Origin of the sequence: Phytoactinopolyspora halophila, assembly GCF_003287285.1 — a bacterium.
GTDB classification, from domain to species: domain Bacteria; phylum Actinomycetota; class Actinomycetes; order Jiangellales; family Jiangellaceae; genus Phytoactinopolyspora_A; species Phytoactinopolyspora_A halophila.
In genome coordinates, this window is sequence record NZ_QMIG01000018.1 from 1 (window position 1) to 25,261 (window position 25,261).

The window sequence follows — 25,261 nt, forward strand, 5'->3', positions numbered from 1 at the left end:
AACCAGCTGCTCATTGCAAGCACCGATTGAACCTGCCATGGAGCCATCTAGTGTTCATGATCAGCGGGATCAGCGGGAGGAAGCGGCGGTGGGTGGACGGTGTTCGCTGGTTGCTGACGGCATGGCCAAGTGCGGCCCAGTGGGGCAGGATCTGAGCAGGCAGCGGCAGCATGCGGGAAGAAGGCGGGCCAGTGAACGCGAGCGAGACACGTCAGTTCGATGCAGTCGACATCATCCGGACCAAGCGGGACCGGGGCGAGCTCTCGGCAGGCCAGATCGATTGGGTGATCGACGCCTACACCCGCGGTGCCGTCGCCGACGAACAGATGTCGGCGCTGGCCATGGCCGTCGTGCTGAACGGGATGTCGCGCCCGGAGATCTCCCGCTGGACCGAGGCGATGGTGCGCTCGGGTACCCGGATGGACTGGACGGGAGTCGGCCGGCCGACCACTGACAAGCACTCCACGGGCGGCGTCGGCGACAAGATCACCCTGCCGCTCGCCCCGACCGTCGCGGCCTGCGGTGCGGCGGTGCCCCAGCTCTCCGGTCGCGGTCTCGGTCACACGGGCGGCACTCTCGACAAGTTCGAATCGATCCCGGGCTGGCGAGCGTCGCTGTCCGGCACCGAGATGTTCAACGTGGTGCGTGACGTCGGCGCGGTGGTGTGCGCCGCGACCGATGATCTCGCCCCGGCGGACAAGCGCCTCTACGCCCTGCGTGACGTCACCGCGACGGTCGAATCGATCCCGCTCATCGCCAGCTCGATCATGAGCAAGAAGATCGCGGAGGGCACGGGAGCGCTCGTGCTGGATGTGAAGGTCGGCTCGGGCGCGTTCATGAAGGACGTCGAATCCGCGAGCGAGCTCGCCCGCACCATGGTGGATCTCGGAACCGACGCGGGGGTGCGCACGGCGGCCCTGCTCACGAACATGCAGACACCGCTCGGTTTGGCGGTCGGCAACGCGCTCGAGGTGCGCGAGGCCCTCGAGGTCCTGGACGGCGGAGGTCCCGACGACGTCGTCGAGCTCACGGTGGCCCTCGGCCGGGAGATGCTCGCTGCCGCCGGAATATCGGGCAAGGACCCAGCGGACGCGCTGCGCGACGGCTCGGCGATGGACGTCTGGCGCGCGATGATCGCCGCGCAGGGTGGCGCGCCGGACGCGCCGCTGCCCAGCGCGCGCGAGACGCACACGGTCGAGGCGCCGGCATCGGGAATCGTGGCGAGTCTCGACGCCTACGCGATCGGCCTGGCCTCGTGGCGGCTCGGCGCGGGGCGTTCGCGCAAGGAAGACGCGGTACAGGCAGCGGCTGGCGTGCAGATGCACGCCAAGCCCGGCGCCCTGGTCCGGGGCGGCGAGCCCTTGCTGACGCTGCACACGGACGAACCGGAGCGGTTCGAGCGTGCGTTGCAGGCGCTCGACGGCGCGTTCACCATCACGCCGCCGGATTCGCGTCCCGACCTGCTGCCCCTGATCATCGACCGGGTGGGGGAGTGACGGGACGAGGACCGCGGAATCACCGACCGTCGACGACGCTCATGGTCTGCCGGGCGATCTCCAGTTCCTCGTTGGTAGGTACCACGGCGACGACGGTGCTCGCGCCGTCCGGAGAGATGAACCGGGTGCCGGAGCCACGGGAGGCGTTGCGCACGTGGTCCACCTCGATGCCGAGGCGGCGCATGCCGGCGAGCGAGCGGGACCGCACCCAGGAGTCGTTCTCGCCGACCCCACCGGTGAACACCACCGCGTGTACCTCGCCCAAGGTCGCCAGGTAGGCGCCGACGTACTGGCGGATCCGGTAGCAGTAGATGTCCCGGGCCAGCTTCGCCGCGTCGTCGCCGTCCGAGGCGAGCTGGTGGACCTCACGCATGTCGCGCACTCCCGTGAGGCCGAGCACGCCGCTGTGCCGGTTGAGCATGTCGTCGAGCTCGTCCACGGACATCCCGGCGGAGCGCCGCAGGTGGAAGAGGATTCCGGGATCGAGGTCGCCGCTGCGCGACCCCATGACCAGGCCTTGCAGCGGGGTCAGCCCCATCGAGGTGTCGATCGAGGCACCATCCCGGATCGCCGTGGCCGAGGCGCCGTTGCCCAGGTGCAACACGATGATGTTCGTCCGTGCCGGATCCCTGTTCAGCAGCCGTGCCGTCTCCCGCGTGACGTAGGACACGGACGTGCCGTGAAAGCCGTACCTGCGCACGTGATGCTCCGCCGCCACGTCGCGGTCGAGCGCGTACGTGTAGGCCACCGGAGGCAGGCTCTGGTGGAACGCGGTGTCGAACACGGCCACGTGCGGGAGGTCGCTCAAGGCGCGTCGCGCGACCGTGATTCCGGCGAGGTTCGGCGGGTTGTGCAGCGGCGCGAGGGCGGACAACTCGTCGATGGTCCGCTCCACGTCGTCGTCGATGGTGACGGGCTCGGCGAACGTCTCGCCACCGTGTACGACGCGATGTCCCACGGCCCGGATACCGACGTCGGACAGGCGTGGGCCGTGCTGCTCGAACAGGTCGAGCATCGCGGCCAGGCCGGCCTCGTGGTCGGGCATCTCGACGTCCTTCTCGAGTGGTTCGCCCGACCACTCGTGCCGGATGTGTCCGCCGTTCTCGCCGATCCGTTCGGCCAGCCCGCGGGCCGGCATGCTGCCGTCGTCTGCGTCGATGAGCTGGTATTTGATCGACGACGATCCGCAGTTGAGCACGAGCACCATTGCGCTCATCGCACACCCCGTAGTTGGTTCTTACTCACCCTGTCAGTCTCTACCCTTACGGTGTTCGCATGGTGACAAGACGCGCACACGTGGGCATGTGCTTCGACCGGACCTTTCCCGCTTCGCTGGTCAATGAATTCGCTCACCGCCTGGACGGTCGAGCCGACCAACTGTGGGTGATCGAGGACTGCTTCTACACTGCAGGAATCAGCCTGGCCGCCTCCGCTGCCGCGGTGACCGACCGGCTCACCGTCGGGATCGGTATTCTCCCGGCGGTGGCGCGGCAGGCGGCCGTCGCCGCAATGGAGATCGCCACACTGTGCGCGTTGGCACCCGGCCGAATCTTGCCGGGGATCGGGCACGGTGTCCAGTCCTGGATGGAGCAGATGGGAGCGCGCCCGGCATCGCCCCTGGCGGCGCTGGACGAGGTGATGGTGGCGGTACGCCGCCTCTTGCACGGGGAGCGGGTCACCTCTGCCGGGCGCTACGTCACGCTCGACGACGTTCAGCTCTACCATCCGCCGGACGACGTCCCGCCGCTGCTCGCTGGCGTGCGTGGCGCGAAATCCATGGAGCTGGCCGGGCGGGTCGCCGACGGAGTGGTCCTGGCGGAGCCGGCCGCCCCGTCGTACGTGCGCTGGGCATACGAGAACGCCGGGCAGCCGGTTCCGTTTCATCTCGCGGTCTTCTCCGTGCTGTGTGTCGAGCGGGATCGCCGTACGGCCTACCAGACCATGGCGCCATGGCTGGCTTCGCTGCTCGACCAGCCGACACCGGGTATCACCACGCTGCCATTTGCATCCGAAATGCTGGAGCACTACCGCGAGCACGGCGTCGACGGCCTGGTGACCATGCCTCCCGAGTGGTGGCGCGAGCTGGCCCCGATCGGCACCATGGACGACGCGATGGCGCACGTTCGAGCGCTCGAGGAGGCCGGGGTGGACAGCATCGGGTTGTGGCCCGCCCGCGACGTCGAGACCGCCAGGGGGCAAGTCGACGACGTGCTCCAGCTCGCCGAGCGCTGAACGCCCGGCGGGAACGCGGACGGTACGGATCCCGTCGGCGATCAACGGGTGGCATCCTTCGCCGCCGCTGCGTCCTCGCCGACCGCCTGGGCCTGGATGGCGGTGATCGCGATGGTGTTGACGATGTCGCGGACCTGCGCGCCCCGGGACAGGTCGTTCACGGGCTTGCGCAGACCCTGCAGCACCGGGCCGATCGCCACCGCGTCCGCGCTGCGCTGGACCGCCTTGTACGTGTTGTTTCCGGTGTTCAGGTCCGGGAAGACGAAGACAGTGGCCCGGCCGGCCACCTCGCTGTCTGGGAGCTTGGTGCGTGCCACGCCGGCGTCGACGGCCGCATCGTACTGGATCGGACCTTCGATCGACAGGTCGGGCCGGCGGCTGCGCGCGAGGGTGGTCGCCGTGCGAACCTTGTCGACGTCGGCGCCCGTACCGGATTCCCCGGTCGAGTACGAGAGCATGGCGACCCGGGGTGGCACACCGAACTCCTCGGCGGTCTGGGCGGAGGAGATCGCGATGTCGGCGAGCTGCTCGGCGCGCGGATCGGGGTTGACGGCGCAGTCTCCGTAGACCAGGACCCGATCCCGCAAGCACATGAAAAACACACTCGACACGGTCGAGACGTCGGAACCGGTCTTGATCACCTCGAATGCGGGCCGGATCGTGTCGGCCGTGGTGTGTATCGCCCCGGACACCATGCCGTCGGCGTATCCGAACAGCACCATCATCGTGCCGAAGTAGGAGACGTCGACGATCTGATCGTGGGCCGCTTCGACCGTGGCGCCCTTGTGCGCGCGCCGTCTCGCGTACTCCTCGGCGAAGCGTTCCCGCCACGCGCTGCGGTGCGGGTCGATGATCGTCGCGGCGGACACGTCGGCACCCGCGTGAGTGGCGGCTTCTCGCACGCGGTCCGGATCGCCGAGCACGGTGAGGTCGGCGATCCCGCGTCGCAAGACCGAGTCCGCGGCCCGCAGGATCCGCTCGTCGACACCTTCGGGCAGGACGATGTGTCGCCGGTGCTGCCGTGCACGGTCGACGAGCCGGTGCTCGAACATCAGTGGCGTGACGGCGCTGCTCTCGGCGACGTCGACCAGATCGAGCAACGCTTCCTCGTCGACGTGTTCATCGAACAGCGTCAACGCGGTTTCGACCTTGCGCGTCGCGTCCCTGGTGAGCCGGCCGCGGACGCCGGCGAGCGCGGTGGCCGTGGTGAAGGTGTCACCGGGCATGGTGATGATCGGCAGGTTGACGTCCAGGCCGTCGATCAGGTTCGTGATCTGCGGTGGCAGGTCGAACCCGCCGTTGAGTACCACACCGGTCAGCGCCGGGAAGGTCCGCGCGGAATGTGCCATGAGGACGCCGATCAGGACGTCGGAGCGGTCCGATGGCGTGATGACCACGCTGCCCTCGGTCAGGCGGTCGAGTACGTGCGGAAGTGTCATTCCGGCGATGACGAAGTCGTGGACCTCACGGCCCAGATGGGCCGGATCCCCGCGGTACAGCGTGCCGCCGTGATCCACGAGGTCGGCGACCGTGGGGGCGGACAGCAGCTGCTCTTCTGGCAGCGCGAATGCCGGCGACATCGCGCCGAGGGCGGTCCGTATGGTGTCGACGGCGTCCGGCTCGACGCGGTTCGCCACGATTCCGAGCAGCTGCCCCGAGTTGGCGGCGACCTCGGTGGCCGCCGAGTCGGCCATGGCCCGGAGTTCTTCCGGCGAGCGGCCGCGTCCGTTCAGGACCAGGAGCAGCGGCGTCCCGAGGTTCGCCGCGATCCGCGCGTTGAACGAGAACTCGGTGGGGTTGTCGACGTCGGTGTAGTCGCTGCCGACGACGAGCACCGCGTCGCAGTGCTCGGCCATGCGGTGATACCGGTCCACGATGGTGCCCAGCGCCGCGTCGCGGTCGGCGTGTACGTCCTTGTAGGTCACGCCGGCGCACATCTCGTAGGGCAGGTCGACGCCGTCGTGGGCGAGAAGGAGATCCAGGACGTAGTCCGAAGGAGCCGTGACGGCGGTGGAATCCGGTGACCCATCCTGCCCGGCCGGTTCGGCCGGCCGGGCGGTCCCGGCAGAGCTACGTACGATCGGCCGGAACACGCCAACTCGTCCGATGCGCCTGGTCAGAGCCGTAAGAATGCCGAGTGCGACGGTCGACTTGCCCGTCTCTCCGGTCACCGAGGCGAGATAGACATTGCGGGCCACGGGGCGAGGCTAGCGCGCGCCGGTGAATGTTGACGATCGGCCGTCTCATCGTGGTCGGCAATCGACGATGACCAGGCGCTGAGCGGGTGTACCGTCGCGAGTATGGCTCCTACATGGGAAGAGATCCGCGCGGCGCCGAAGGTGATACTTCACGATCATCTCGACGGCGGTTTGCGGCCAAGCACGGTGGTCGATCTCGCGTCCCGGGTCGGGCACGAGCTACCGGCGAGCGATCCGGAGGAGCTCGGCAGGTGGTTCGTCGAAGCGGCCGACTCGGGCTCGCTGGAGCGCTATCTGGAGACGTTCCAGCACACGGTCGCGGTGATGCAGACGAGCGAGGCGCTGACCCGGGTAGCGGCCGAATGTGCCGAGGATCTTGCCGCCGACGGCGTCGTCTACGCGGAGGTGCGCTACGCCCCGGAACAGCACCTGGACGCCGGGCTGACGCTGGACGAGGTGGTGCGGGCCGTCGAGGCCGGGTTCCGGGAGGGCGAGCGCCGTGCGGCCGAAGCCGGCCGGCCGATCCGCGTGGCGACCCTGCTCACGGCCATGCGCCACGCCGCGCGCTCCCGGGAGATCGCCGAGCTCGTCGTCCGCTACCGCGACACCGGTGTCGTGGGCTTCGACATCGCTGGAGCGGAGGCGGGATTCCCGCCCACGCGCCATCTCGACGCGTTCGAGTATCTGCGCCGGGAGAACGCCCATTTCACCATCCATGCGGGTGAAGCGTTCGGATTGCCGTCGATCTGGGAGGCGCTCCAGTGGTGCGGGGCCGACCGGCTCGGTCATGGCGTGCGGATCGTCGACGATCTCGCGGCGTCCGAGGATGGGAATGTCAAGCTCGGACGGCTCGCGGCCTACGTGCGGGACAAACGCATCCCGCTGGAACTGTGCCCGTCGTCGAACGTGCAGACAGGCGCCGCGCCGTCGATCGAGGAGCATCCCTTCGGCCTGCTGACCCGGCTGCGGTATCGCGTCACGGTGAACACCGACAACCGGTTGATGAGCAACACGTCCATGTCTCGCGAGCTGGCGTTGCTCTCGGAAACGTTCGGCTACGACCTTGACGACTACCAGTGGTTCGCGGTCAATGCGTTGAAGAGCGCGTTCATCCCGTTCGACGAGCGGCTGGCGTTGATCAACGACGTCGTGAAACCCGGGTATGCCGCGTTGAAGGCGCAGCGCACGCTCATCGGGCTGCGTCCCGTGGCTGCTCCGGGTGCGTCATCCGCCAGATGAGGGTGTCACGGCGGCGGTCGGCACGTCGTCGCACCGGGGTGGTCGCATCATCGCGAGGGACCCGGGGACGGTGCCTGGGGTTCGTCAGGAGGTCTCAGCATCTAGTAATGTGTTATGCGCACTACTAAGTTTCGCACAATAGAGGAGCGCGCATGGACACCAGTCAGCTCCTGAAGGGCGTGCTCGACCTCGCCGTGCTGGCGGTCCTGCGGAGCTCGGACGGATACGGGTACGACGTCGTGCGGCGGCTGCGCGCGGCCGGTTTCGACGAGGTGGCCGACGCGTCCGTGTACGGCACGCTTCGCCGGCTCTACCGGGCAGGCGCGCTGACCACGTACCTCGTGCCGTCGGAGGAAGGGCCGAATCGCAAGTACTACAGCCTGAACCGGGCCGGCCGGGACCAGCTTGAGCGGTTGGAGAAGACCTGGCACGAATTCGCCGGCAGCATGGCCGGCCTGCTCGAGAGCGACACCAAGGAGGCAGTGTGAACATGCCCGGAGACGGCGACCACCCAGCTGCCGCGGCGTACCTCGCCGCGGTCCGGGACGAGCTGAGTGACCTCCCGCCCGAAGACCTGGCCGACGTCATCGACGACTTGCGCGAGCACCTGAACGACGTGACCGTGGAGCTCGGCGTGAACACCTCGGGGCAGGCGCTGGTCGACCGGTTGGGTCCACCGGCTGAGTACGCCGCCGAGCTGCGCCGGGCGGCCGGCATGCACGCGCCGGCGGAACCGGCTCGCCCGGCGGGCTTCGGCCGGCGGCTCCTGCGTTTCCTGATCGCCACGCTGACCGGCGCCGCCGCCCTGTTCGTCGCGCTGGCGGTCGTCGGTGTGCTGTTCGTGGACGACGAGGCGGTGCTCATGCTGATGCCAGCCGTCGTCGCGCTCGCCAGCGCTACCGCGTTCCTGCTGCCCTTGCTGCTGCGCGCCGATGACCGGCGAGCCGAGCTGGCAAGCCTCCCTGGCGCGGGCGCCGCCCTGCGGCTTCATCGATGGTTCCGCCAGCAGGCCTGGGGCGAGCCGGCGCTCGAGTACGTGCGGTCATTGCGCCCGGCGTGGTGGATGGTGCGGGCGGCTGCTCTGGGGCTGATCGTCGGCTTCATCAGTACGGCGAGCTTGGGGCTGGCGGTCTTCCTGGTGACCGCTGTCGCCTCCGTCTGGGCCGGTCGCAGGACCGTCGACGGCGCGGTCACCGGGATGCGGCTGTGGGCGCTGAACGCCGCCAACGCGGGGCTGGCTATCGCCGGCGTTGCCGTGGCCACCAGTGTGCTCACCGCGCAGGATCACGTTGAGTATGTGGCCTCGCCGCCTGCGGAGCGTCCCGAGCCGAGTGCAGCCGACGAGCACGCCGGTCACGCTGCCGACGTGGAATTCGAGCTGGCCGCCGACACGGAGGTCAGCAACATCTTCCCGTACGGCCCGGACGGCGAACTCCTCAGGGGCGTGCGCCTGTACGACCAGAACGGCGAACCGCTCCAGATCCCGGCGACCGGTAGATGCGTTGAAGATGCGAGACCGGGAGAGACGTTCGTCGTGGCAAACCCCTGGGCCCGACACGTGTTCCCGCGGGAGAGCGTGACGGTCAACGACCAGGGGCGGTGTGGTGTACCCGAGCTGGCGGCGCCGTTTGGTGATCACCTGCCCGATATCGCCGCGTCGTCGGACACCGGGCCGGGCTCCGACGACGCCGGGTCAAGCTCCGGCGACGGGTCAAGCTCGGGCGACGCCACCGGCGACCCATCGGGGGAGTCTCCGGGCGACGCCGCTGGCTCATCTGCGGAGTCGCTGGACGGGCTCGACCGTCCCTCGTCGTCGCAACCACCAGTGGACGACGACAAGTAGCTCTCGGCCGAGCGCGCGAGAGCACCCCGGGTATACGGCACCACCGATGCGCACTTCTTGGCCGTGTGGAACGCTTGGAACGTTTCATTCACCGCTGAACGTTCCACACGGCCAAGAAGATGGGTGCCGAGTGGCAACGGGCAGGGGCCGGTGCCGGGCAAGGGCCAGCAACGTGCAAGGGGGTCGGTGCCGGGGCAGGGGCTGGTGCCGGGCTCGAGTCAGATCCCCACCGGGTGCCACACCGTCTTGGTCTCCAGGAAGCTGGTGATCCGGCCGAGGCCGGGCTCCGCTGTCCAGTCGGGTTCCTTGGCGGGCGCCCGGACGACCCGCTTGAGGTTTTCCGTCGCGGCAAGTTCCAGCTGGACGGCGTGTTCGTCGTCGCCGGCGACGCCGGCCAGATCGATCGCGTTGACGTCCATGTGCGACGCGAGCGTCGGCGCGGTGTCGCCGACGCGGCCGGTGAGGATGTTGGCCACGCCACCGGGCACATCTGAGGTCGCCAGCACCTCGCCGAGCGCGATGGCGGGCAGCGGCCGTTCGTACGAGGACGTCACCACCGCCGTGTTTCCACCGACGAGTACCGGCGCCAGCACCGATACCAAGCCCAGCAACGACGAGCGCTGCGGTGCCAGCACGGCCACGACCCCGGTGGGTTCTGGCACCGAGAAGTCGAAGTAGGGACCGGCTACCGGGTTGCTCGATCCCACGACCTGGGCGATCTTGTCCGACCATCCGGCATACCAGACCCAGCGGTCGATGGCCTCGTCCACGACCTTCTCGGCCCGCGAGCGGCCCAGCCCTTCGCTGGATCCGACCTCGTCGACGAACTGGGCGCGGCGGCCCTCCATCATCTCCGCGACGCGGTAGAGCACTTGCCCGCGGTTGTGGGCGGTGGCCTCGGACCAGCCGGGGAACGCCTTGCGGGCCGCAGCCACGGCGTCGCGCGCGTCTTTTCGCGACGCCCAGGCGGCGTTGGCGAGAAACCGCCCCTTCGAGTCGGTGACCTGGTACGAGCGTCCCGACTCCGAGCGCGGGAACTTCCCGCCGATGTAGAGCTTGTACGTCTTCTTCACGGCCAGTCTTTCGCTCACGCTGCCTCGCCCACCTTCAGGTACGCCTCGAGCCCGTGCCGGCCGCCCTCGCGGCCATAGCCGGATTCCTTGTAGCCACCGAACGGCGACGACGGATCGAACTTGTTGAACGTGTTCGCCCACACGACGCCTGCCCGTAGCTGCTGCGACATCCACAGGATGCGGGATCCCTTGTCCGTCCACACGCCAGCGGAGAGCCCGTAGGGCGTGTTGTTCGCCTTCTCGACGGCTTCCGCGGGAGTGCGGAAGGTCAGCACAGACAGCACCGGTCCGAAGATCTCTTCCCGGGCGATGCGGTGGGCCTGCGATACGCCGGTGAACACGGTCGGCGGGAACCAGAATCCGCGGTCGGGCAGCTCGCACGGCGGAGACCAGCGCTCGGCGCCTTCGGACTCGCCGACGTCGGACAGCTCGCGGATACGGGCCAATTGCTCCGCCGAGTTGATGGCGCCGACGTCGGTGTTCTTGTCCAGCGGGTCTCCCACGCGCAGCGTGGTCAGGCGCCGCTTGAGCCGGGCGAGCACGTCGTCGTACACGGATTCTTGAACGAGCAGCCGCGATCCGGCGCAGCAGACGTGTCCCTGGTTGAAGAATATGCCGCTGACGATGCCCTCGACGGCCTGATCGAGCGGGGCATCGTCGAAGACGACGTTCGCGGCCTTGCCGCCCAGCTCGAGCGTCGCCTTCTTCGACGTGCCGGCGACGCTGCGGGCAATTGCCTTGCCGACTTCCGTCGAGCCGGTGAACGCGATCTTGTCGACGTCCGGGTGTTCGACCAGCATCTGGCCGGTGTCGCCGGCACCGGTGATGATGTTGACGACGCCAGGTGGCAGCTCGGCCTGCTGGCAGATCTCCGCGAACAGCAGCGCGCTCAACGGAGTCGTCTCGGCCGGCTTGAGGACGACGGTGTTGCCGGTGGCCAGTGCCGGAGCGATCTTCCAGGCGAGCATGAGCAGCGGGAAGTTCCAGGGAATGATCTGCCCCGCCACGCCGTAGGGCTGCGGGTTGGTGCCGAATCCCGCGTAGTTGAGCTTGTCCGCCCAGCCGGCGTAATAGAAGAAATGCGCGGCGACCTGCGGGATGTCGGCGTCACGGGACTCGCGGATCGGCTTGCCGTTGTCGATCGACTCCAGCACGGCCAGCTCGCGGGAACGTTCCTGGATGATGCGCGCGATGCGGAACAGGTACTTGCCCCGGTCCCGGCCGGAGAGCGAGGACCACGTCTTCGTGTACGCGGTACGCGCGGCGGACACGGCCGCGTCGACGTCTTCCCGGCCCGCCTCGGCGATCTCGGCGAGCACCTCCTCCGTGGCCGGGTTGACCGACTTGAACGACGTCCCCTGGGTGGGATCGACGAAACGGCCGCCGATGAAGAGCCCGTACGAGCTCTTGATATCGACGATCGCGCGCGACTCGGGTGCCGGTGCGTATTCGAACTTCGTCATCGCTCGTCCTCGGCTCGTTTCTGCCTCTCCGCCGGCGGATGGCAGGTGTCGGGTGGCAGGTCTAGTCCAGGGTGAAGTAGTCCGGGCCGGCATAGCGGCCGGTGATCATCTTCTGCCGCTGCATTAGCAGATCGTTGAGCAGGCTCGACGCGCCGAAGCGGAACCACTCCGGGGCGAGCCAGTCTTCTCCGGCGGTCTCGTTGACCAGCACGAGATAGCGGATCGCGTCCTTCGTGGCCCGGATGCCCCCGGCGGGTTTGACGCCGATCTGGCGGCCGGTGGTGTCCCGGAAGTCGCGGACGGCTTCGAGCATCACCAGCGTGACCGGGAGCGTGGCTGCCGGGGCAACCTTTCCCGTACTGGTCTTGATGACATCGGCCCCGGCGAGCATGACCAGCCAGGATGCCCGGCGGACGTTGTCGTAGGTGCTGAGCTCGCCGGTCTCGAGGATCACCTTCAGGTGTGCGTCCCCGCAGGCTTCCTTGACCGCGGCGATCTCCTCGAAGACCTGGCCGTAGTGGCCGGCCAGGAAAGCACCGCGGTCGATGACCATGTCAACCTCGTCAGCTCCGTCGGCGACGGCCTCGCGCGTGTCCGCCTGCTTGACCTGGAGGCTCGTGCGCCCCGAGGGGAATCCGGTGGCGACGCTCGCGACCTTGACCGTGCTGCTGCCCAGGGCGGCCCGGGCGGTGGCGACGAGATCGGGGTAGACGCACACGGCGGCGACCGGTGGAACGGTGGGATCCGACGGGTCCGGGCGCTGCGCCTTGGAGCACATGGCGCGCACCTTGCCGGGCGTGTCCTGGCCTTCGAGCGTGGTTAGGTCGATCATGGAGATCGCGAGGTCGATGGCGAACTGCTTCGCCGTCGTCTTGATCGACCGGGTGGCCAGACCGGCGGCACGTGCCTCCGCGCCCACATGGTCGACGGCGGGCAGGCCGTGCAGGAACTGCCGCAAGGACGCCTCGGAGGACGTCACGTCTGATAAGCGCACCTCGTCCAGCGTTGTCACATCCCCGAGTCTAGGCGTCACGTGACGGTGGAAACACTCCCCAACTGTTACAAGCCGAGGGCAGCGCCGATGTCGGTTCTCATCGAAGCGATCCGGGTTCCGGCAACGGAGCGGGCGTGATCCAGATCACCGTCCGACACCGGTACGACCGCTTCGAGATAGCACTTCACCTTGGGTTCGGTCCCGCTGGGACGCACGATGACACGCGAGTCGTCGGCGGTGACGTATCGCACGCCATCGGTCGGGGGCAAGCCATCGACCCCGGTGCTCAGGTCATGGCGCGCGGTCACGGGAGAGCCGGCGAGCTCCGCCGGCGGATTGCGGCGCAACCGGCGCATCGCGTCGGCGATGTGCTTGGTGTCCTCCACGCGGATCGACAGCGGCTCGGTGGCATGGACCCCGTGGGTACGGGCGAGGTCATCGAGGACATCCCAGAGCGTGCGGCCCGCGGCCTTCGTTGCGGCGGCGAGATCGGCGAACAGGACGGCGGCGGACAGCCCGTCCTTGTCGCGCACGGATTGCGGATCCACGCAGTATCCGAGCGCCTCCTCGTAGCCGTAGGTGATGCCGGGCACGCGAGAGATCCACTTGAACCCGGTCAGGGTCTCGACGTGATCGATGCCGTGGGCGGCGGCGATCCTGCCCAGCAGGCGGGAGGACACGATCGTGTTGACGAACACGCGCTGAGGGTGTTCGCCGTCGGTGCCGGACCGGGCAAGGTGGAAGCCGAGCAGCGCGCCGACCTCGTCGCCGTGCAGGATCTGCCAGCCCGGGGTGTGCGCGACGGGCACGGCGACGGCGAGGCGGTCAGCGTCGGGATCGTTGGCGAGGATGAGGTCGGCACCGACCCGGCTGGCCAGGTCGATGGCGAGATCGAGCGCCCCGGGCTCCTCCGGGTTGGGAAAGGCGACGGTGGGAAAGTCCGGGTCGGGATCGGCCTGTTCGGGCACCGGATGAACGTCGCCGAAGCCGGCCCGGGCGAGCGCGTCGACGGCCAGCTCACCGCCGACACCGTGCAGCGACGTGAGCACGATACGCAGGTCCCTGCGGCCGTCCTGGCCCGGTTCGGTGGCGGCGACGCCGACGCCGGGGGTGTCGCCGCCGGTGACGTCGGGCGCGCTGCGAGGGTTCGCCGCCATCCGGGCCACCGAGGTGACGTAGGCGTCGATCGTCTCCTCGTCGACCGTGTGCCAGCCGTCGGTGGCGCGTCGAACGTGGGTGGTGAAGTGGACGTCGTGGATGTACGACGCGATCTCGGCGTCGATGGGAGCGACGATCTGCGAACCGCCGTCGGGCCCGCCCAGGTAGACCTTGTATCCGTTGTCGCGTGGCGGATTGTGGCTGGCGGTGACCATGACCCCGGCATCGGCGGCGAGGTGGCGGATGGCGAAGGCCAGCGCGGGCGTGGGAAGCTGCCGGGGCATTAGCCACGCCTCGATTCCGGCGGCCGTGAGGACGGCTGCCGTGTCCAGGGCGAACGTGTGCGAGCCGTGCCGCGCGTCGTAACCGACCACGACCCGGTGCTGCTCGCCCCGGACCGGCTCGCGCATGGCGTGCAGATAGCTGGCGAGCCCGGACGCGGCGCGGATGACCACCGAGCGGTTCATCCGGTTCGGGCCTGCTCCCAGCACACCTCGCAGGCCGGCGGTGCCGAACGTGAGGAATCCGGAGAAGCGGTCACCGAGCTCGGCGAACGCGTCGGGCGAGCCGGCCGCGGCGCGGTCGATGAGGGCCTGCAGCTCGGCCCGGGTGGCGGGATCGGGGTCGTCAACGAGCCAGCTGCGGGCCTGGTCCAGCACGTCGTTCATCGCGGCCGTCCTTCGTCGGATCCTTCTACACGCCCCTCCCGCTGATCATGAACACTAGTGGGGCTATGTAGCCGGATAGTGTTCATGATCATGGGAGGTGGGGGACGATCTGGGCGAGCAGATTGCTGATGCGCGGAGCTGCCGCCTCGCCGGCCTCGACCACTTCCGCGTGACTCAGCGGGGTCGGGCTGATCCCGGCGGCCAGATTCGTGACCAGCGAGATGCCGAGGACCTCGACGCCTGCCTCGCGAGCCGCGATCGCCTCCAGCGCCGTCGACATACCGATGAGATCGCCGCCGATACGTTTGGCGAACTGGATCTCGGCCGGCGTCTCGTAGTGCGGCCCGGGGAACTGTACGTAAACCCCCTCGTCGAGGGTGGGATCGACCTGACGAGCGGCGGTGCGCAGGCGTGTCGAGTACAGGTCGGTCAGGTCGATGAACGTGGCACCCTCGAGTGGTGATGTTGCTGTCAGGTTGATGTGGTCGCTGATCAGGACTGGTGTTCCCGGCGGCCACTCCTCGCGCAGGCCACCGCAGCCGTTGGTGAGCACCAGCGTCGAGACACCGGCGGCGGCCGCAGTCCGGACGCCGTGCACGACGGCACGCACGCCGCGCCCCTCGTACAGGTGGGTGCGGGCGCCGAGTACCAGCGCATACCGGGTGGCGCTGCTACCGTCAGGCGGCGCGATCGCGATCGAGCGGATCGTGCCGGCGTGTCCCTCGACGGCCGGAGCGCGGAACCCGGGAATGTCGGTCGCGGGGATCTCGGCGACGGTCTGGCCGATGAGTTCCGCTGCGGCCTTCCAGCCGGAACCGAGGACGAGCGCGACGTCGTGCCGTTCGACGCCGGTCAGCTCGGCGATCCGGGCGGCCGCTGCGCGAGCGTCGTCGTGTGGGGACGTCGAGCTCGGGGCCGGCGTGGAGGATGCGGACGTCGAAGTCGGATTCATATCAGACACGTCGTCGACGCTACCGCTCCTTTCCACTGATCATGAACACAACTCGACGACATAGGACGACAAGTGTTCATGATCAGCGGAAGGGGGCGTGGGAGAATTGGGGCCGTGACACGCGTAGCGATTCTCGGCGGGGGTCCTGGAGGTTACGAGGCGGCGCTGGTGGCCGCACAACTGGGTGCCGAGGTGACATTGATCGACCGGGATGGTGTCGGTGGATCAACGGTGCTCACCGACTGCGTGCCGAGCAAGACACTGATCGCGACCGCAGAAGTACTCACCGAGGTCGCCGAGTCGTCAGAGCTCGGCCTCGATCTGGGCGAGGAGGCCGTTCGGGTCGACCTGGCGAGGGTCAACGCGCGTGTCATGCGGCTGGCACGGGCCCAGTCCGCGGACACGGAGGCCGCCGTAGAACGCTCGGGCGTGCGGATCGTGCGTGGCGCCGGACGTCTCGCCCCCGGCGATCGCGTCATCGTCGACCTGAACGACGGCGGCACGGAAGAGTTCATCGCCGACGTCGCGCTGCTGGCCACCGGGGCGCGGCCCCGTATCCTCCCCGATGCCCAGCCAGACGGCGAGCGGATCCTGAGCTGGGAGCAGGTCTACGATCTCGACGAGCTTCCCGAGCGGCTGATCGTCGTCGGTTCCGGCGTCACCGGCGCGGAGTTCGCCAGCGGGTACAACGCGCTCGGCGCGGACGTCGTGCTCGTTTCCTCGCGGGACCGCGTCCTCCCCAGCGAGGACGCCGATGCCGCTCGCGTGCTGGAGGACGTGTTCGCCCGGCGCGGGTTGACGGTGCTGTCCAAATCCCGGGCCGAGTCGGTGAAGCGGCAGGGTGACGGCGTGCTCGTCACCCTCTCCGACGGGCGCACGGTCGAAGGCTCGCACTGCCTCATGGCGGTCGGCTCGGTGCCGAACACGGAGAACCTCGGTCTCGACGAGTGCGGCATCGCGGTGGACTCGCGCGGCTTCGTGACGGTCGACCGGGTCTCGCGCACGTCGGCCCGTGGCGTCTATGCGGCCGGTGATTGTACCGGTGTGCTCATGCTCGCCTCCGTCGCGGCGATGCAGGGCCGCACCGCGATGTGGCATGCGCTGGGCGACGCCGTGCGGCCGCTCGACATGAAGACCGTTGCGGCCAACGTCTTCACCGCCCCGGAGATCGCGACCGTCGGCTGGAGCCAGGCGGCCATCGACGCCGGCGAGATCGACGCGCGCACCGTCAAGCTGCCGCTGTCCACGAACGCGCGCGCGAAGATGCAGGGCATCTCCGATGGGTTCGTCAAGCTGTTCTGCCGGACGGGTACTGGAATCGTCGTGGGAGGGGTGGTGGTGTCACCGCGCGCCAGCGAGCTCATCCATCCCATATCGCTGGCAGTGGAGGGATCGTTGACGGTAGATCAGCTGGCCCGGACGTTCGCGGTGTACCCCTCGCTGTCGGGCTCCCTGGCCGAGGCATCTCGCCGTTTACGGCATCGCGACTGAGCGCATCGTCTCCGCGAAACACACACGGCCAGTGGGCGGTGTGGATGGCGAGCGCCGTCTCGGCGTCAGAAGCCTCCGAGGTCGAGGCCACCTCCGAAGTCACCTCCGGCGTCACCGAAGCCACCACCGAAGTCGCCACCGCCCTCGCCGAAGCCACCACCGAAGCCGCCCGCGTCAGCGCCGGCGCCGTACGCCATCGGGGCGGCCATGGTGGTACCGAGCATCGTGCCCACCATCATCGCTGGTAGAACGGCGCCGAAGTAACCAGCGGCCCAGGGGCTGTATGCGGATCCGGCCTCCCAGTAGGGGCGACGCTCGCCGTCGCCAGCGGGCACGAGCCGAACGTCGGGGTCGGTTCCCTGCTTGAGGCGCAGCGCGTCGGCCTGGCACGCGGGTACGGGCCTGGGGGCGCCGCCTGCGGGTGCCCACTCGACATCCTCGACCGATGGGCCGTGTCTCGGGTCGAAGAAGCACGGGGCCCGCCGTTCCGGCAGGGCCGTGCCGTTCAACCGGGCCTCGACACAGCCGAGGAGCCAGCGGCCTTCTTCGAGCGCGTGGGTGACCGCCTTGAGGTCATCGGGCTTCTCCGCGCCGTCGGCGTACATCTTCGCGTTCTCGTAGAGATCGAGCGCGCGCTCGTACTCCCGTCGGGCCTCGACCGGGACGTTCGAGTTCGCCTGGACGTTGAGATCGAGTTCGGACAGCCGCTCGCCGTAGGCGGTGATGTCCTCGTCGAGTGCCCCGCGCACCTGCCGTAGCTGTGCCATCTCGCGGCTGCGCCGGTTCCGCCGGTACAGCAGGTATCCTCCACCGCCGGCGGCGAGCAAGATGCCCAAGGGGAGGAGGCCACCGCCGCCCTCACTCGGCGCCGACGTGCCCGATCCGGCTGCCCCACCGTTCTGTCCGGCGTTCTCGGCGGCGTTTTCCAGTCGCGCCGTCATCGTCTCGATGAACGTGAACGTATCGGGGGAGTTGTTGAGGATCTGTGCTGCTTCGGAACTCAGGGCCGCGTTGTCGAACTCGAAGGTGTACGCGTCACCTCGCACGTTGTTGGGATTCGTCGACGAGTAGAGCACGATGTGGGTGCCCTCCCCGTGTTCCGTGGCGAGTTGCTGCGCACCCTGTTGGCCCTGGGCTGCCTCGGGAAGCACGGCGAACCAGATTGGCGTGGAGGCGCCTTCGAGGAGCTCGGCAGCCTCATCTTGTTCATTGTCCAGGAACGGCGCGCCGGCCTCTTCCAGCTCCGCCTCGGCGTCGGGGTGGACGTAGAGGTGCGAATCCCTCAGTGCCTGCCCTGCTTCGTCCCACGCGTTCGACATACCACCATCATCCAACTTGTGGATGTGGCGTGCCAGACTCTGGTCGATCGGGCTCACCCGCCGGTGTCACCCACGCGCTTGGAAGATCAGGCCCAGGTGCGTTCACCAGCTCAGTGTGAGGACTGCTCCACCAGATGCTCGGGTGTCACCCGCACGGTGACTCGACGCTCGTCCTCGGCCAGCTCCCGGAAGTCTGCCCCGGTGTACTTGTGCGCGAGCCGGTGGATCACCTCGTTGCCGTCGTCGGTGGTGAACGTCGCCGTGCCGCTGACGCTGGCCCAGCTGAAGGCATGGTCGGGGTCGAGCACGCTCACCGAGACCGATGGATTTTCCCGCAGGTAGCGCTCCTTGGCCCGGCCGATCGCCGTGTTGAACAGGACGGTGTCGCCTTCGACGTCTAGCCACACCACGGAGTTGTGCGGGCTCCCGTCCGGGCGGATGACGGTGACCCATCCCAGGATCGGCCGGGCGAACAGGGAACGTGCATGGTCGGTCAGTGTCGGCATCGAGCGGTTCTCCTCGTCGATATGGAGTCGATATGGATCGGCCAATGTGCCGGCACCAGAGTAGCGGGAACGACATCGCTACCCAGACGTGCGCCAAACCGGCCTGTGTGGGCGGAAAAACCGCACGTCTGGATATCGATGTCGGGTCTGGGCGATCAAGGTGGGATCGAAGGCAGCCGGGCCGGTTACGTGACCGGTTACATGCCGGCGAGGACTCGCTCGACCAGGTTGGAACGCAACGCCCCGTATCCCGTCGATGCCCACGGTTCGAATCCGGATTCATAGTAGGGCACGTCCTGGCCGTCCACGGCGACCTGGAGGATATCCGGCTCGACACCGTCGCCGACCTGCTCGGCACATATCGTGCACGCCGCCACCAGCGTTCCTGTCGAAGCCACGTCTCCGCTTCCCGAACGCTCACCGGGCAACGCGACGTTCTTCGCGGCGGCCCCGTGCAGGGGGTTGAAGAAGCAGGGTGTCGGTAGTGGTTGCCGGCGTAGCGACTCGTTTCCCACGGCGCGACGCAGGTGCGCCTCTCCCATCTCGGCCAGGACCAGCGCGCCCACGGTGTCGGCGAAGCCGGCACTGCCCTCCTGCGTGCGCCGCGCCGCGTCGTAGGCGTCGAGCGCGGACCGGTACTCGGCCAGCGGCCGCCCGCTCGCAGGCACGTCCACGCTGTCGAGCCGCTGTCCGAGCTCCAGGATCGCCGTTCGGGCCTGCTCGTCGACTGCGTCCATCCGCGCGCCGCGCACCGCTTCGCGTACGTGTGCCGGCACCGAGAACGCCGTGGCCACTCGCTGGCTGCCGCGGCGTATCCGGGCGCGATGTGCGAGAGCCAAGATCGCCGCTGCCACCAGGATGAAGCCGACGGTCGCGACGGAGAGTCCGAGCAGCGCTTCCGTATCCGACGAGGACTCCGTTTCCGTCCTCTCTTCTCGCATCTCCTGGTGCACCTCGTCGCCGGTGCCGGTGGCGACGAGTTCGACGAAGCGTTCGAGCTTGGCGCCAGCCCCGGATTCTTCTTGCGCGACGCTGCGAGCGCCGGATTGGCTGGCGACGTCGTATTCGCGCACGGTCAGGTAGTCGTTCCAGTCCACCGAGGCGTAGACGCCCGGCTCGCCGAGCTTTTCGTGCACCAGCGCCAGGAGCTGTCCGGCGTCACCGCCGAACTCGTCCTCGTAATCCATCGACACGTACACGACGTAGATGGGCACGGGCGAGCCGTCGACCAGCTCGGTCAGGGTCTCGACCCGTTCCTCGGGCAGTGCACCCGGTTCGACGTGCACCGGAGATTCGGCGAGCTCGTCCGCGATAGTGGCGGCCCGGTCAGTCGACATCGGTCTCCTCGGGAATCCACTGGGTACGATCCTCGTGGAACATCCGCTCCAGGGCGCTGGCGAAGCTTCCCTCGGGGACCACCCGATCGTGCCACGCCAGGGCATCACCGTCGCGGTCGACCGACGACAACCGCCGATCCTGATCGATGACGGCATAGTAGCCGTCGAGGCCGACCTCATCGGAAAGTGCGATCACGGCCGCATCCCGGTTCCCGCCCATGCCGTCCGTCTTGACGACGGGGGCAACGACGACGAATGTGGGCGGCCCGGATTCGAGCGCGTCCACGATGTCGTCTCGTTCGTCTGGTGGCAGCAGGTAGGACAGCGCGGGATCGACGTAAAGGGGCGATTCCTCCAGGGCGTCGGCGGCATCCTGCAACCGCTCGTCGGCACCGGGAAGGTCCGCGAACTCGGCCAGCTCGGCCCGGGTCGTCCACGGATGCTCGGGACCTTCGGGCTCGCGGTTGGCGAACCACGACACGCCCGCCCCGACGAGCCCGGCGAGCGCCCCGATGGCGAGGACCGCCCGGTGCCTGCTGCGCGTCTCGTGTCGCCCCTGCCGTTCACCGTTCATGCGCCAGCCTCCCCGGAAGTGCCGTTCCGGCTCGGGCGCCGGCGAGGACGAGGTCGGCGACGTCGTCGCGCAGGGCACCGCAGCCGGAGACCGACCACACGTCTTGCCGATGGTAGTACGGCTGCACCTTCCGGCCGTCCCGGATCCGCAGGATGTCGGGCAGTTCGCCCCGCTGCACGGCGCCGGCACACCGCTCGCAGGCGGGCACCCGCACCGACGACGGATCGCCCGGTACCGGGGTGGTGGTCGCGTGCTCGCCGTGCATCGGGTTGAGGAAGCACGGCCGCGGCGGATCCTGCGGCCCTTCCCGGGCGGCGGCTACGGCGTACTCGGCGAGCACGGCGCCGCCCACGATGTCGGCGGGGTCATCACTGTGGCGCAAGGCCAATGCCGCGTCGGCGTACGTGCGAACCCGCTCCCGGTGTCCCGCGTCGGTTTCCGGGGCATGCTCACCTTCACCCGGGGGTCCGCCCGGAGCTGTGGCGAGCGGGTCGGTCTCGGGTTCGCGCCGCCACCGGTCGAGCTCGGCGAGCGCGGCCTGGAACCGCTCGCGTGCGGGGGCTACGTCCGTGGGCTCGCCGATCGCCGCCTGGCGCGCGGCCCTGTGGTTGAGATACGCGTTCGCGACGACGGCGACGGTGATGGCAGCGACGATGCCGACGGCCACGTGGGGGCGGTCTGGCGACGTCTTCGACGGCGACGCCGTCAGCTCGCGCTCCGCCTCGGAGGCGAAGAAGTCGACCTTCGTGCGCAGCATCAGCGGGTCCTCGGCGAGCTCGGCGACGGCGTCGACGGCGATCTCCTCGTTGTCCGGCGCGAACGGATCGCGTATCTGCGGGGCCAGCCAGAGGTATGCTCGCGCTTCGGCCGCGGGGGTGAGCTCGCCGTCCACCTCGTAGGTGGCGCCGTGCAGGGCGATTCCGGCGTCCTCGGGTGCGACGTCGTCGAGCCCGGGCGCGATCGCGTGCACGGTCTGATCGATCCCGACGACGTAGAGCGCGTCCTCGCCGATCCGGTTGTGCAGCAGCCTGGCCATCTCCTCCGGTTCCATGAACGGGTCGTCCTCGCGCCGGGGCAGGTCGTCACCGGGGAGGCGATTGACCAGGACGACATACGCCTGGTGGGGGAAGTCGTCGAGGTCGGAGCGGAGTAGTTCACGCACGGCGGCGGCGTCGCCGTTGCCCATGGCCCGATCCATCACGATGGGGTCGTCGTCCAGCAACTCGACGATCTGATCCATCCGCCCGTCGACGTCGGTGACCTCGACCCCGACGTCTGCGCCGCGTTGGCCGTCGTGCTCGCTTCGGCTCGCCATCCCGGCGGGCCCAGCCGTGATCGCCAGCGCGGGTGACGCCAGCGAGACGGCCGTCACCGCGGCCGCGCCGAGGGCCGCCGGAACCGCTGGATTCGCCCGGGCGGGCCTGCGCCAGAGTCCCTTCGCACGCCAGAACACCGGTTTAGCGTGCCGTTTCGTCCCTGATCTCGCAAATGATGCCGCCGTTGGAGACCGTGGCCCCGATCTCGGCGTCGAGCGCGGTGACGGTTCCCGACTTGTGCGCGTTCAGCGGCTGCTCCATCTTCATCGCTTCGAGGACCACGATGGGGTCGCCGGCGGTCACCTTCTGGCCTTCTTCGGCGACCACCTTGATGATGGTGCCCTGCATGGGGGAGACGAGGGAGTCACCGGTGGCCGAGGTGGCGCCGGACGTACTGGACTTGCGCCGGACAGGTTTGCGGGTGGTGGCACTCGAGCCCGTCCCGGTCGAGCTGGCGCCGAGCCCGGCTGGCAGGACCACGTCGAGTCGCTTGCCCCCGACCTCGACGGTTACGCGTTCCCGCTCCGCCGGCGCCGCGGTGTCCTCGGCTCCGGTCGCGGGGTGCGGCTGGATGGTGTTGTGCCACTCCGTCTCGATCCACCGGGTGTGGACGGTGAACGGCTTGCCCGGATCGGCCGGGGCGAAAGCGTCGTCATCGAGTACGGCACGGTGAAACGGGATGACCGTGGCCAGGCCGGACACCTCGAACTCGGCGAGTGCCCGGCGGGAGCGCTCGATCGCCTGCTCGCGATCGGCACCGGTCACGACGAGCTTGGCCAGCAGGGAGTCGAAGTTCTGCCCGATCACGCTGCCCTGTTCGACGCCCGCGTCGAGGCGCACGCCGGGCCCGGACGGCGGCCGGAACGCGGTGACCGGGCCGGGGGTGGGCAGGAAGTTGCGCCCCGCGTCCTCGCCGTTGATGCGGAACTCGATGGAATGCCCCCGCACTGGCGGGTCGTCGTAGCCGAGTTCCTCGCCGTCGGCGATGCGGAACATCTCGCGCACCAGGTCGATGCCGGTGACCTCTTCGGTGACCGGATGTTCGACCTGCAGCCGGGTGTTGACCTCGAGGAACGAGATGGTGCCGTCGGCGCCGACGAGGTACTCGCACGTCCCCGCTCCGACGTAGCCGGCCTCGCGCAGGATGGCCTTCGACGCGCGATAGAGCTCGGCGTTCTGCGCGTCGGTCAGGAACGGCGCCGGGGCCTCTTCGACGAGCTTCTGGTGGCGGCGTTGCAGGGAGCAGTCACGCGTGGAGACCACGACGACGTTGCCGTGCTCGTCGGCCAGGCACTGGGTCTCGACGTGGCGGGGGCGATCGAGGTAGCGCTCGACGAAACACTCGCCGCGACCGAACGAGGCGACGGCCTCGCGTACCGCCGAGTCGTAGAGCTCGGGTATGTCGTCGATGGTGCGGGCGACCTTCAGGCCGCGCCCGCCTCCGCCGAACGCGGCCTTGATCGCAACCGGCAGTCCGTGCTGCTCGGCGAAGGCGACGACCTCGTCGGCACCGGACACCGGCTCGGGAGTTCCCGCGACGAGGGGCGCTCCCGCTCGTTGGGCGATGTGCCGGGCGCTGACCTTGTCGCCGAGGGCGGTGATGGCGGACGGTGGCGGGCCGATCCAGGTCAGCCCGGCCGTGCCCACGGCCTCGGCGAACTCGGCGTTTTCCGCGAGGAAGCCGTAGCCCGGGTGCACGGCATCGGCACCCGCACGCGTGGCGATGTCGATGATCTTGCTGATGTCCAGGTAGGTCTCGGTGCTGGTTTCCCCGCCGAGGGCGTAGGCGTCGTCGGCGAGGCGGGCGTGTGGCGCGTCCCGGTCGGGGTCGGCGTAGACGGCGACGCTGCCAATCCCCGCGTCCTTGCAGGCGCGGATGACCCGCACGGCGATCTCACCGCGGTTTGCGACAAGCACCCTGGTGACGCGACGTTTCACGACCTCTCCCTTCAGTGGCCTGTTGCTACAGGCTAGCTGACGGCATTGATCACTGTCGGATCACGTTGGCCGTCGCTGGGCCACCTGCTGGCCAGGCATGATTGGCTGGACATCCGCTGATCATGAACACTAGTCGAGTACATAGGTCGGTTAGTGTTCATGATCAGCGGGAGGGCGCGCGAGGGCGCGCGAGGACGAGAGCAGGATGGTGAGGAACGATGACGTTCGAGCTTTCCGCAGATCACGAGGAATTCCGCAAGGTCGTCCGCGAGTTCGCCGAGGCGGAAATCGCACCCCACGCCGCGCGATGGGACCGCGAGCATCACTTTCCCGTCGACGTGGTGCGCGCCATGGGTGGGCTCGGCCTGTTCGGGCTGACCGCTCCGGAAGCCTACGGCGGGGCCGGCGGTGATCTCACCAGCCTGTGTGTGGCCATCGAGGAGATCGGCAGGGTCGATCAGTCGCTTGGCATCACGCTGGAAGCAGCCGTTGGGCTGGGCATCAACCCGATCCTCACCTATGGCACCGACGAGCAGAAGCAGCGCTGGCTGCCTGACCTCGTGGCGGGCCGGGCGCTCGCGGCGTTCGGCCTGACCGAGCCCGGCTCCGGTTCGGATGCGGGTGCGACGAAGACGCGGGCGACGCTCGACGGTGACGAGTGGGTGATCGACGGATCCAAGCAGTTCATCACCAACTCCGGAACCGAGATCACGTCCTGCGTGACGATCACCGCCCGCACCGGCACCGATGCCCGGGGCAAACCGGAGATCTCCACCATCATCGTCCCCTCGGGAACGCCCGGATTCACCGTCGAGCCGGCGTACGACAAGCTCGGCTGGCACGCGTCGGACACGCACCCCCTCAGCTTCAGTGGCGCCCGCGTCCCGGCCGATCACCTGCTCGGTACCCGTGGCCAGGGATTCGCGCAATTCCTGGCCACCCTCGACGAGGGCCGGATCGCGATCGCGGCGCTGGCTGTCGGCTGCATCCAGGCGATGCTCGAGGCATCGGTCAGCTACGCGAACGAGCGCACGGCGTTCGGCGTGCCGATCGGGAACAAGCAGGGAGTGGCCTTCCAGATCGCCGATCTGCAGGTGATGGTGGAGTCGGCGCGGCTTCTGACCTACAAGGCCGCCGCGATGCGCGATGCCGGCAAGCCGCGCGATGCGGTGAAACAGGCAGCCGCTCGTGCCAAGCTCCACGCCACCGAGAACGCCGTGACGGCCACCCGGATCGCCACCCAGGTCCACGGCGGGTACGGCTTCATGGAGGAGTATCCCGTCGCGCGCTTCTACCGGGACGCGAAGATACTCGAGATCGGCGAGGGGACGAGCGAGGTGCAGCGGATGCTGATCGCTCGTGGCCTCGGCCTTTCCGTCGAATGAGACCCGGCGGTCCGGCTTGCGGGCAGCCGAGCCCCCGCGCACGACGCCTCAGCCGGCAGGCGGCGGACGACGATACGGT

General features: G+C 68.9%; 20 protein-coding genes. 7 read left to right on the forward strand and 13 right to left on the reverse strand.

Going from position 1 to position 25,261, the window contains the following annotated elements; translation table 11 throughout:
• Window positions 1-191: 191 nt before the first annotated feature.
• Window positions 192-1,496, forward strand: coding sequence for a thymidine phosphorylase (locus DPM12_RS15405; protein WP_245951289.1), 1,305 nt, complete (start codon window positions 192-194; stop codon window positions 1,494-1,496).
• Between the two features lie 19 nt (window positions 1,497-1,515).
• On the opposite strand, the gene DPM12_RS15410 is transcribed toward DPM12_RS15405, so the two are convergent.
• Complete coding sequence (locus tag DPM12_RS15410) at window positions 1,516-2,712, reverse strand: acetate/propionate family kinase (protein ID WP_112259235.1); 1,197 nt, start codon at window positions 2,710-2,712, stop codon at window positions 1,516-1,518.
• Window positions 2,713-2,771: 59 nt separating this feature from the next.
• Here DPM12_RS15410 and DPM12_RS15415 point away from each other — a divergent pair, with 59 nt between their 5' ends.
• On the forward strand, window positions 2,772-3,728 hold the full coding sequence (locus DPM12_RS15415; protein WP_211659024.1) for an LLM class flavin-dependent oxidoreductase: 957 nt from the start codon (window positions 2,772-2,774) through the stop codon (window positions 3,726-3,728).
• A 41-nt stretch (window positions 3,729-3,769) separates the two neighbouring features.
• Here DPM12_RS15415 and pta read toward each other — a convergent pair whose 3' ends face one another.
• A complete protein-coding gene (gene pta, locus DPM12_RS15420) occupies window positions 3,770-5,926 on the reverse strand; it encodes a phosphate acetyltransferase (protein WP_112259237.1) in 2,157 nt (718 codons plus the stop codon).
• Window positions 5,927-6,028: 102 nt separating this feature from the next.
• Here pta and DPM12_RS15425 point away from each other — a divergent pair, with 102 nt between their 5' ends.
• From DPM12_RS15425 to DPM12_RS15435, 3 genes are all read left to right on the forward strand, one after another.
• Window positions 6,029-7,165 (forward strand): adenosine deaminase, encoded by a 1,137-nt coding sequence (locus tag DPM12_RS15425; protein ID WP_112259238.1) that lies wholly within the window; start codon window positions 6,029-6,031, stop codon window positions 7,163-7,165.
• A 152-nt stretch (window positions 7,166-7,317) separates the two neighbouring features.
• A complete protein-coding gene (locus DPM12_RS15430; protein ID WP_112259239.1) occupies window positions 7,318-7,653 on the forward strand; it encodes a PadR family transcriptional regulator in 336 nt (111 codons plus the stop codon).
• A gap of 2 nt (window positions 7,654-7,655) precedes the next feature.
• Window positions 7,656-9,008: an HAAS signaling domain-containing protein gene (locus tag DPM12_RS15435; RefSeq protein WP_112259240.1), complete on the forward strand. Its 1,353-nt coding sequence runs from the start codon at window positions 7,656-7,658 to the stop codon at window positions 9,006-9,008.
• A gap of 218 nt (window positions 9,009-9,226) precedes the next feature.
• Here the strand turns inward: DPM12_RS15435 and DPM12_RS15440 are convergent, their stop codons facing one another.
• From DPM12_RS15440 to DPM12_RS15460, 5 genes are all read right to left on the reverse strand, one after another.
• Window positions 9,227-10,099: an aldehyde dehydrogenase family protein gene (locus DPM12_RS15440; protein WP_112259241.1), complete on the reverse strand. Its 873-nt coding sequence runs from the start codon at window positions 10,097-10,099 to the stop codon at window positions 9,227-9,229.
• Window positions 10,096-11,544, reverse strand: a complete 1,449-nt coding sequence (locus tag DPM12_RS15445) for an aldehyde dehydrogenase family protein (RefSeq protein WP_112259242.1) — start codon at window positions 11,542-11,544, stop codon at window positions 10,096-10,098. The genes DPM12_RS15440 and DPM12_RS15445 overlap by 4 nt, the downstream gene beginning before the upstream one ends.
• Window positions 11,545-11,605: 61 nt before the next feature.
• Window positions 11,606-12,556 carry a deoxyribose-phosphate aldolase gene (gene deoC / locus DPM12_RS15450; protein WP_112259243.1) on the reverse strand — a complete coding sequence of 317 codons (951 nt, stop codon included), beginning with the start codon at window positions 12,554-12,556 and terminating at the stop codon, window positions 11,606-11,608.
• Window positions 12,557-12,603: 47 nt separating this feature from the next.
• Entirely contained in the window at window positions 12,604-14,364 is a 1,761-nt protein-coding gene (locus DPM12_RS15455; RefSeq protein ID WP_112259244.1) for a phospho-sugar mutase, read from the reverse strand.
• Between the two features lie 88 nt (window positions 14,365-14,452).
• Window positions 14,453-15,316 carry a purine-nucleoside phosphorylase gene (locus DPM12_RS15460; RefSeq protein ID WP_112259245.1) on the reverse strand — a complete coding sequence of 288 codons (864 nt, stop codon included), beginning with the start codon at window positions 15,314-15,316 and terminating at the stop codon, window positions 14,453-14,455.
• Between the two features lie 105 nt (window positions 15,317-15,421).
• Between DPM12_RS15460 and DPM12_RS15465 the strand changes: the two genes are divergently transcribed.
• Window positions 15,422-16,807, forward strand: a complete 1,386-nt coding sequence (locus DPM12_RS15465) for an NAD(P)H-quinone dehydrogenase (protein ID WP_342778798.1) — start codon at window positions 15,422-15,424, stop codon at window positions 16,805-16,807.
• 65 nt (window positions 16,808-16,872) lie between these two features.
• Here DPM12_RS15465 and DPM12_RS15470 read toward each other — a convergent pair whose 3' ends face one another.
• From DPM12_RS15470 to DPM12_RS15495, 6 genes are all read right to left on the reverse strand, one after another.
• Entirely contained in the window at window positions 16,873-18,126 is a 1,254-nt protein-coding gene (locus DPM12_RS15470) for a hypothetical protein (RefSeq protein ID WP_112259246.1), read from the reverse strand.
• Window positions 18,127-18,236: 110 nt separating this feature from the next.
• Window positions 18,237-18,632 (reverse strand): PPOX class F420-dependent oxidoreductase, encoded by a 396-nt coding sequence (locus tag DPM12_RS15475; RefSeq protein ID WP_112259247.1) that lies wholly within the window; start codon window positions 18,630-18,632, stop codon window positions 18,237-18,239.
• Window positions 18,633-18,829: 197 nt separating this feature from the next.
• Window positions 18,830-19,969: a hypothetical protein gene (locus DPM12_RS15480; protein WP_112259248.1), complete on the reverse strand. Its 1,140-nt coding sequence runs from the start codon at window positions 19,967-19,969 to the stop codon at window positions 18,830-18,832.
• Window positions 19,959-20,543 carry a hypothetical protein gene (locus DPM12_RS15485; RefSeq protein WP_112259249.1) on the reverse strand — a complete coding sequence of 195 codons (585 nt, stop codon included), beginning with the start codon at window positions 20,541-20,543 and terminating at the stop codon, window positions 19,959-19,961. Before DPM12_RS15485 ends, DPM12_RS15480 begins: the two co-directional genes overlap by 11 nt.
• Window positions 20,533-21,996, reverse strand: coding sequence for a hypothetical protein (locus DPM12_RS15490; protein ID WP_112259250.1), 1,464 nt, complete (start codon window positions 21,994-21,996; stop codon window positions 20,533-20,535). Before DPM12_RS15490 ends, DPM12_RS15485 begins: the two co-directional genes overlap by 11 nt.
• Window positions 21,997-22,000: 4 nt before the next feature.
• Complete coding sequence (locus DPM12_RS15495; RefSeq protein ID WP_112259251.1) at window positions 22,001-23,797, reverse strand: acetyl/propionyl/methylcrotonyl-CoA carboxylase subunit alpha; 1,797 nt, start codon at window positions 23,795-23,797, stop codon at window positions 22,001-22,003.
• Window positions 23,798-24,015: 218 nt separating this feature from the next.
• On the opposite strand from DPM12_RS15495, the gene DPM12_RS15500 reads away from it, so the two are divergent.
• Window positions 24,016-25,182: an acyl-CoA dehydrogenase family protein gene (locus tag DPM12_RS15500; protein WP_112259252.1), complete on the forward strand. Its 1,167-nt coding sequence runs from the start codon at window positions 24,016-24,018 to the stop codon at window positions 25,180-25,182.
• Window positions 25,183-25,261: the final 79 nt, after the last annotated feature.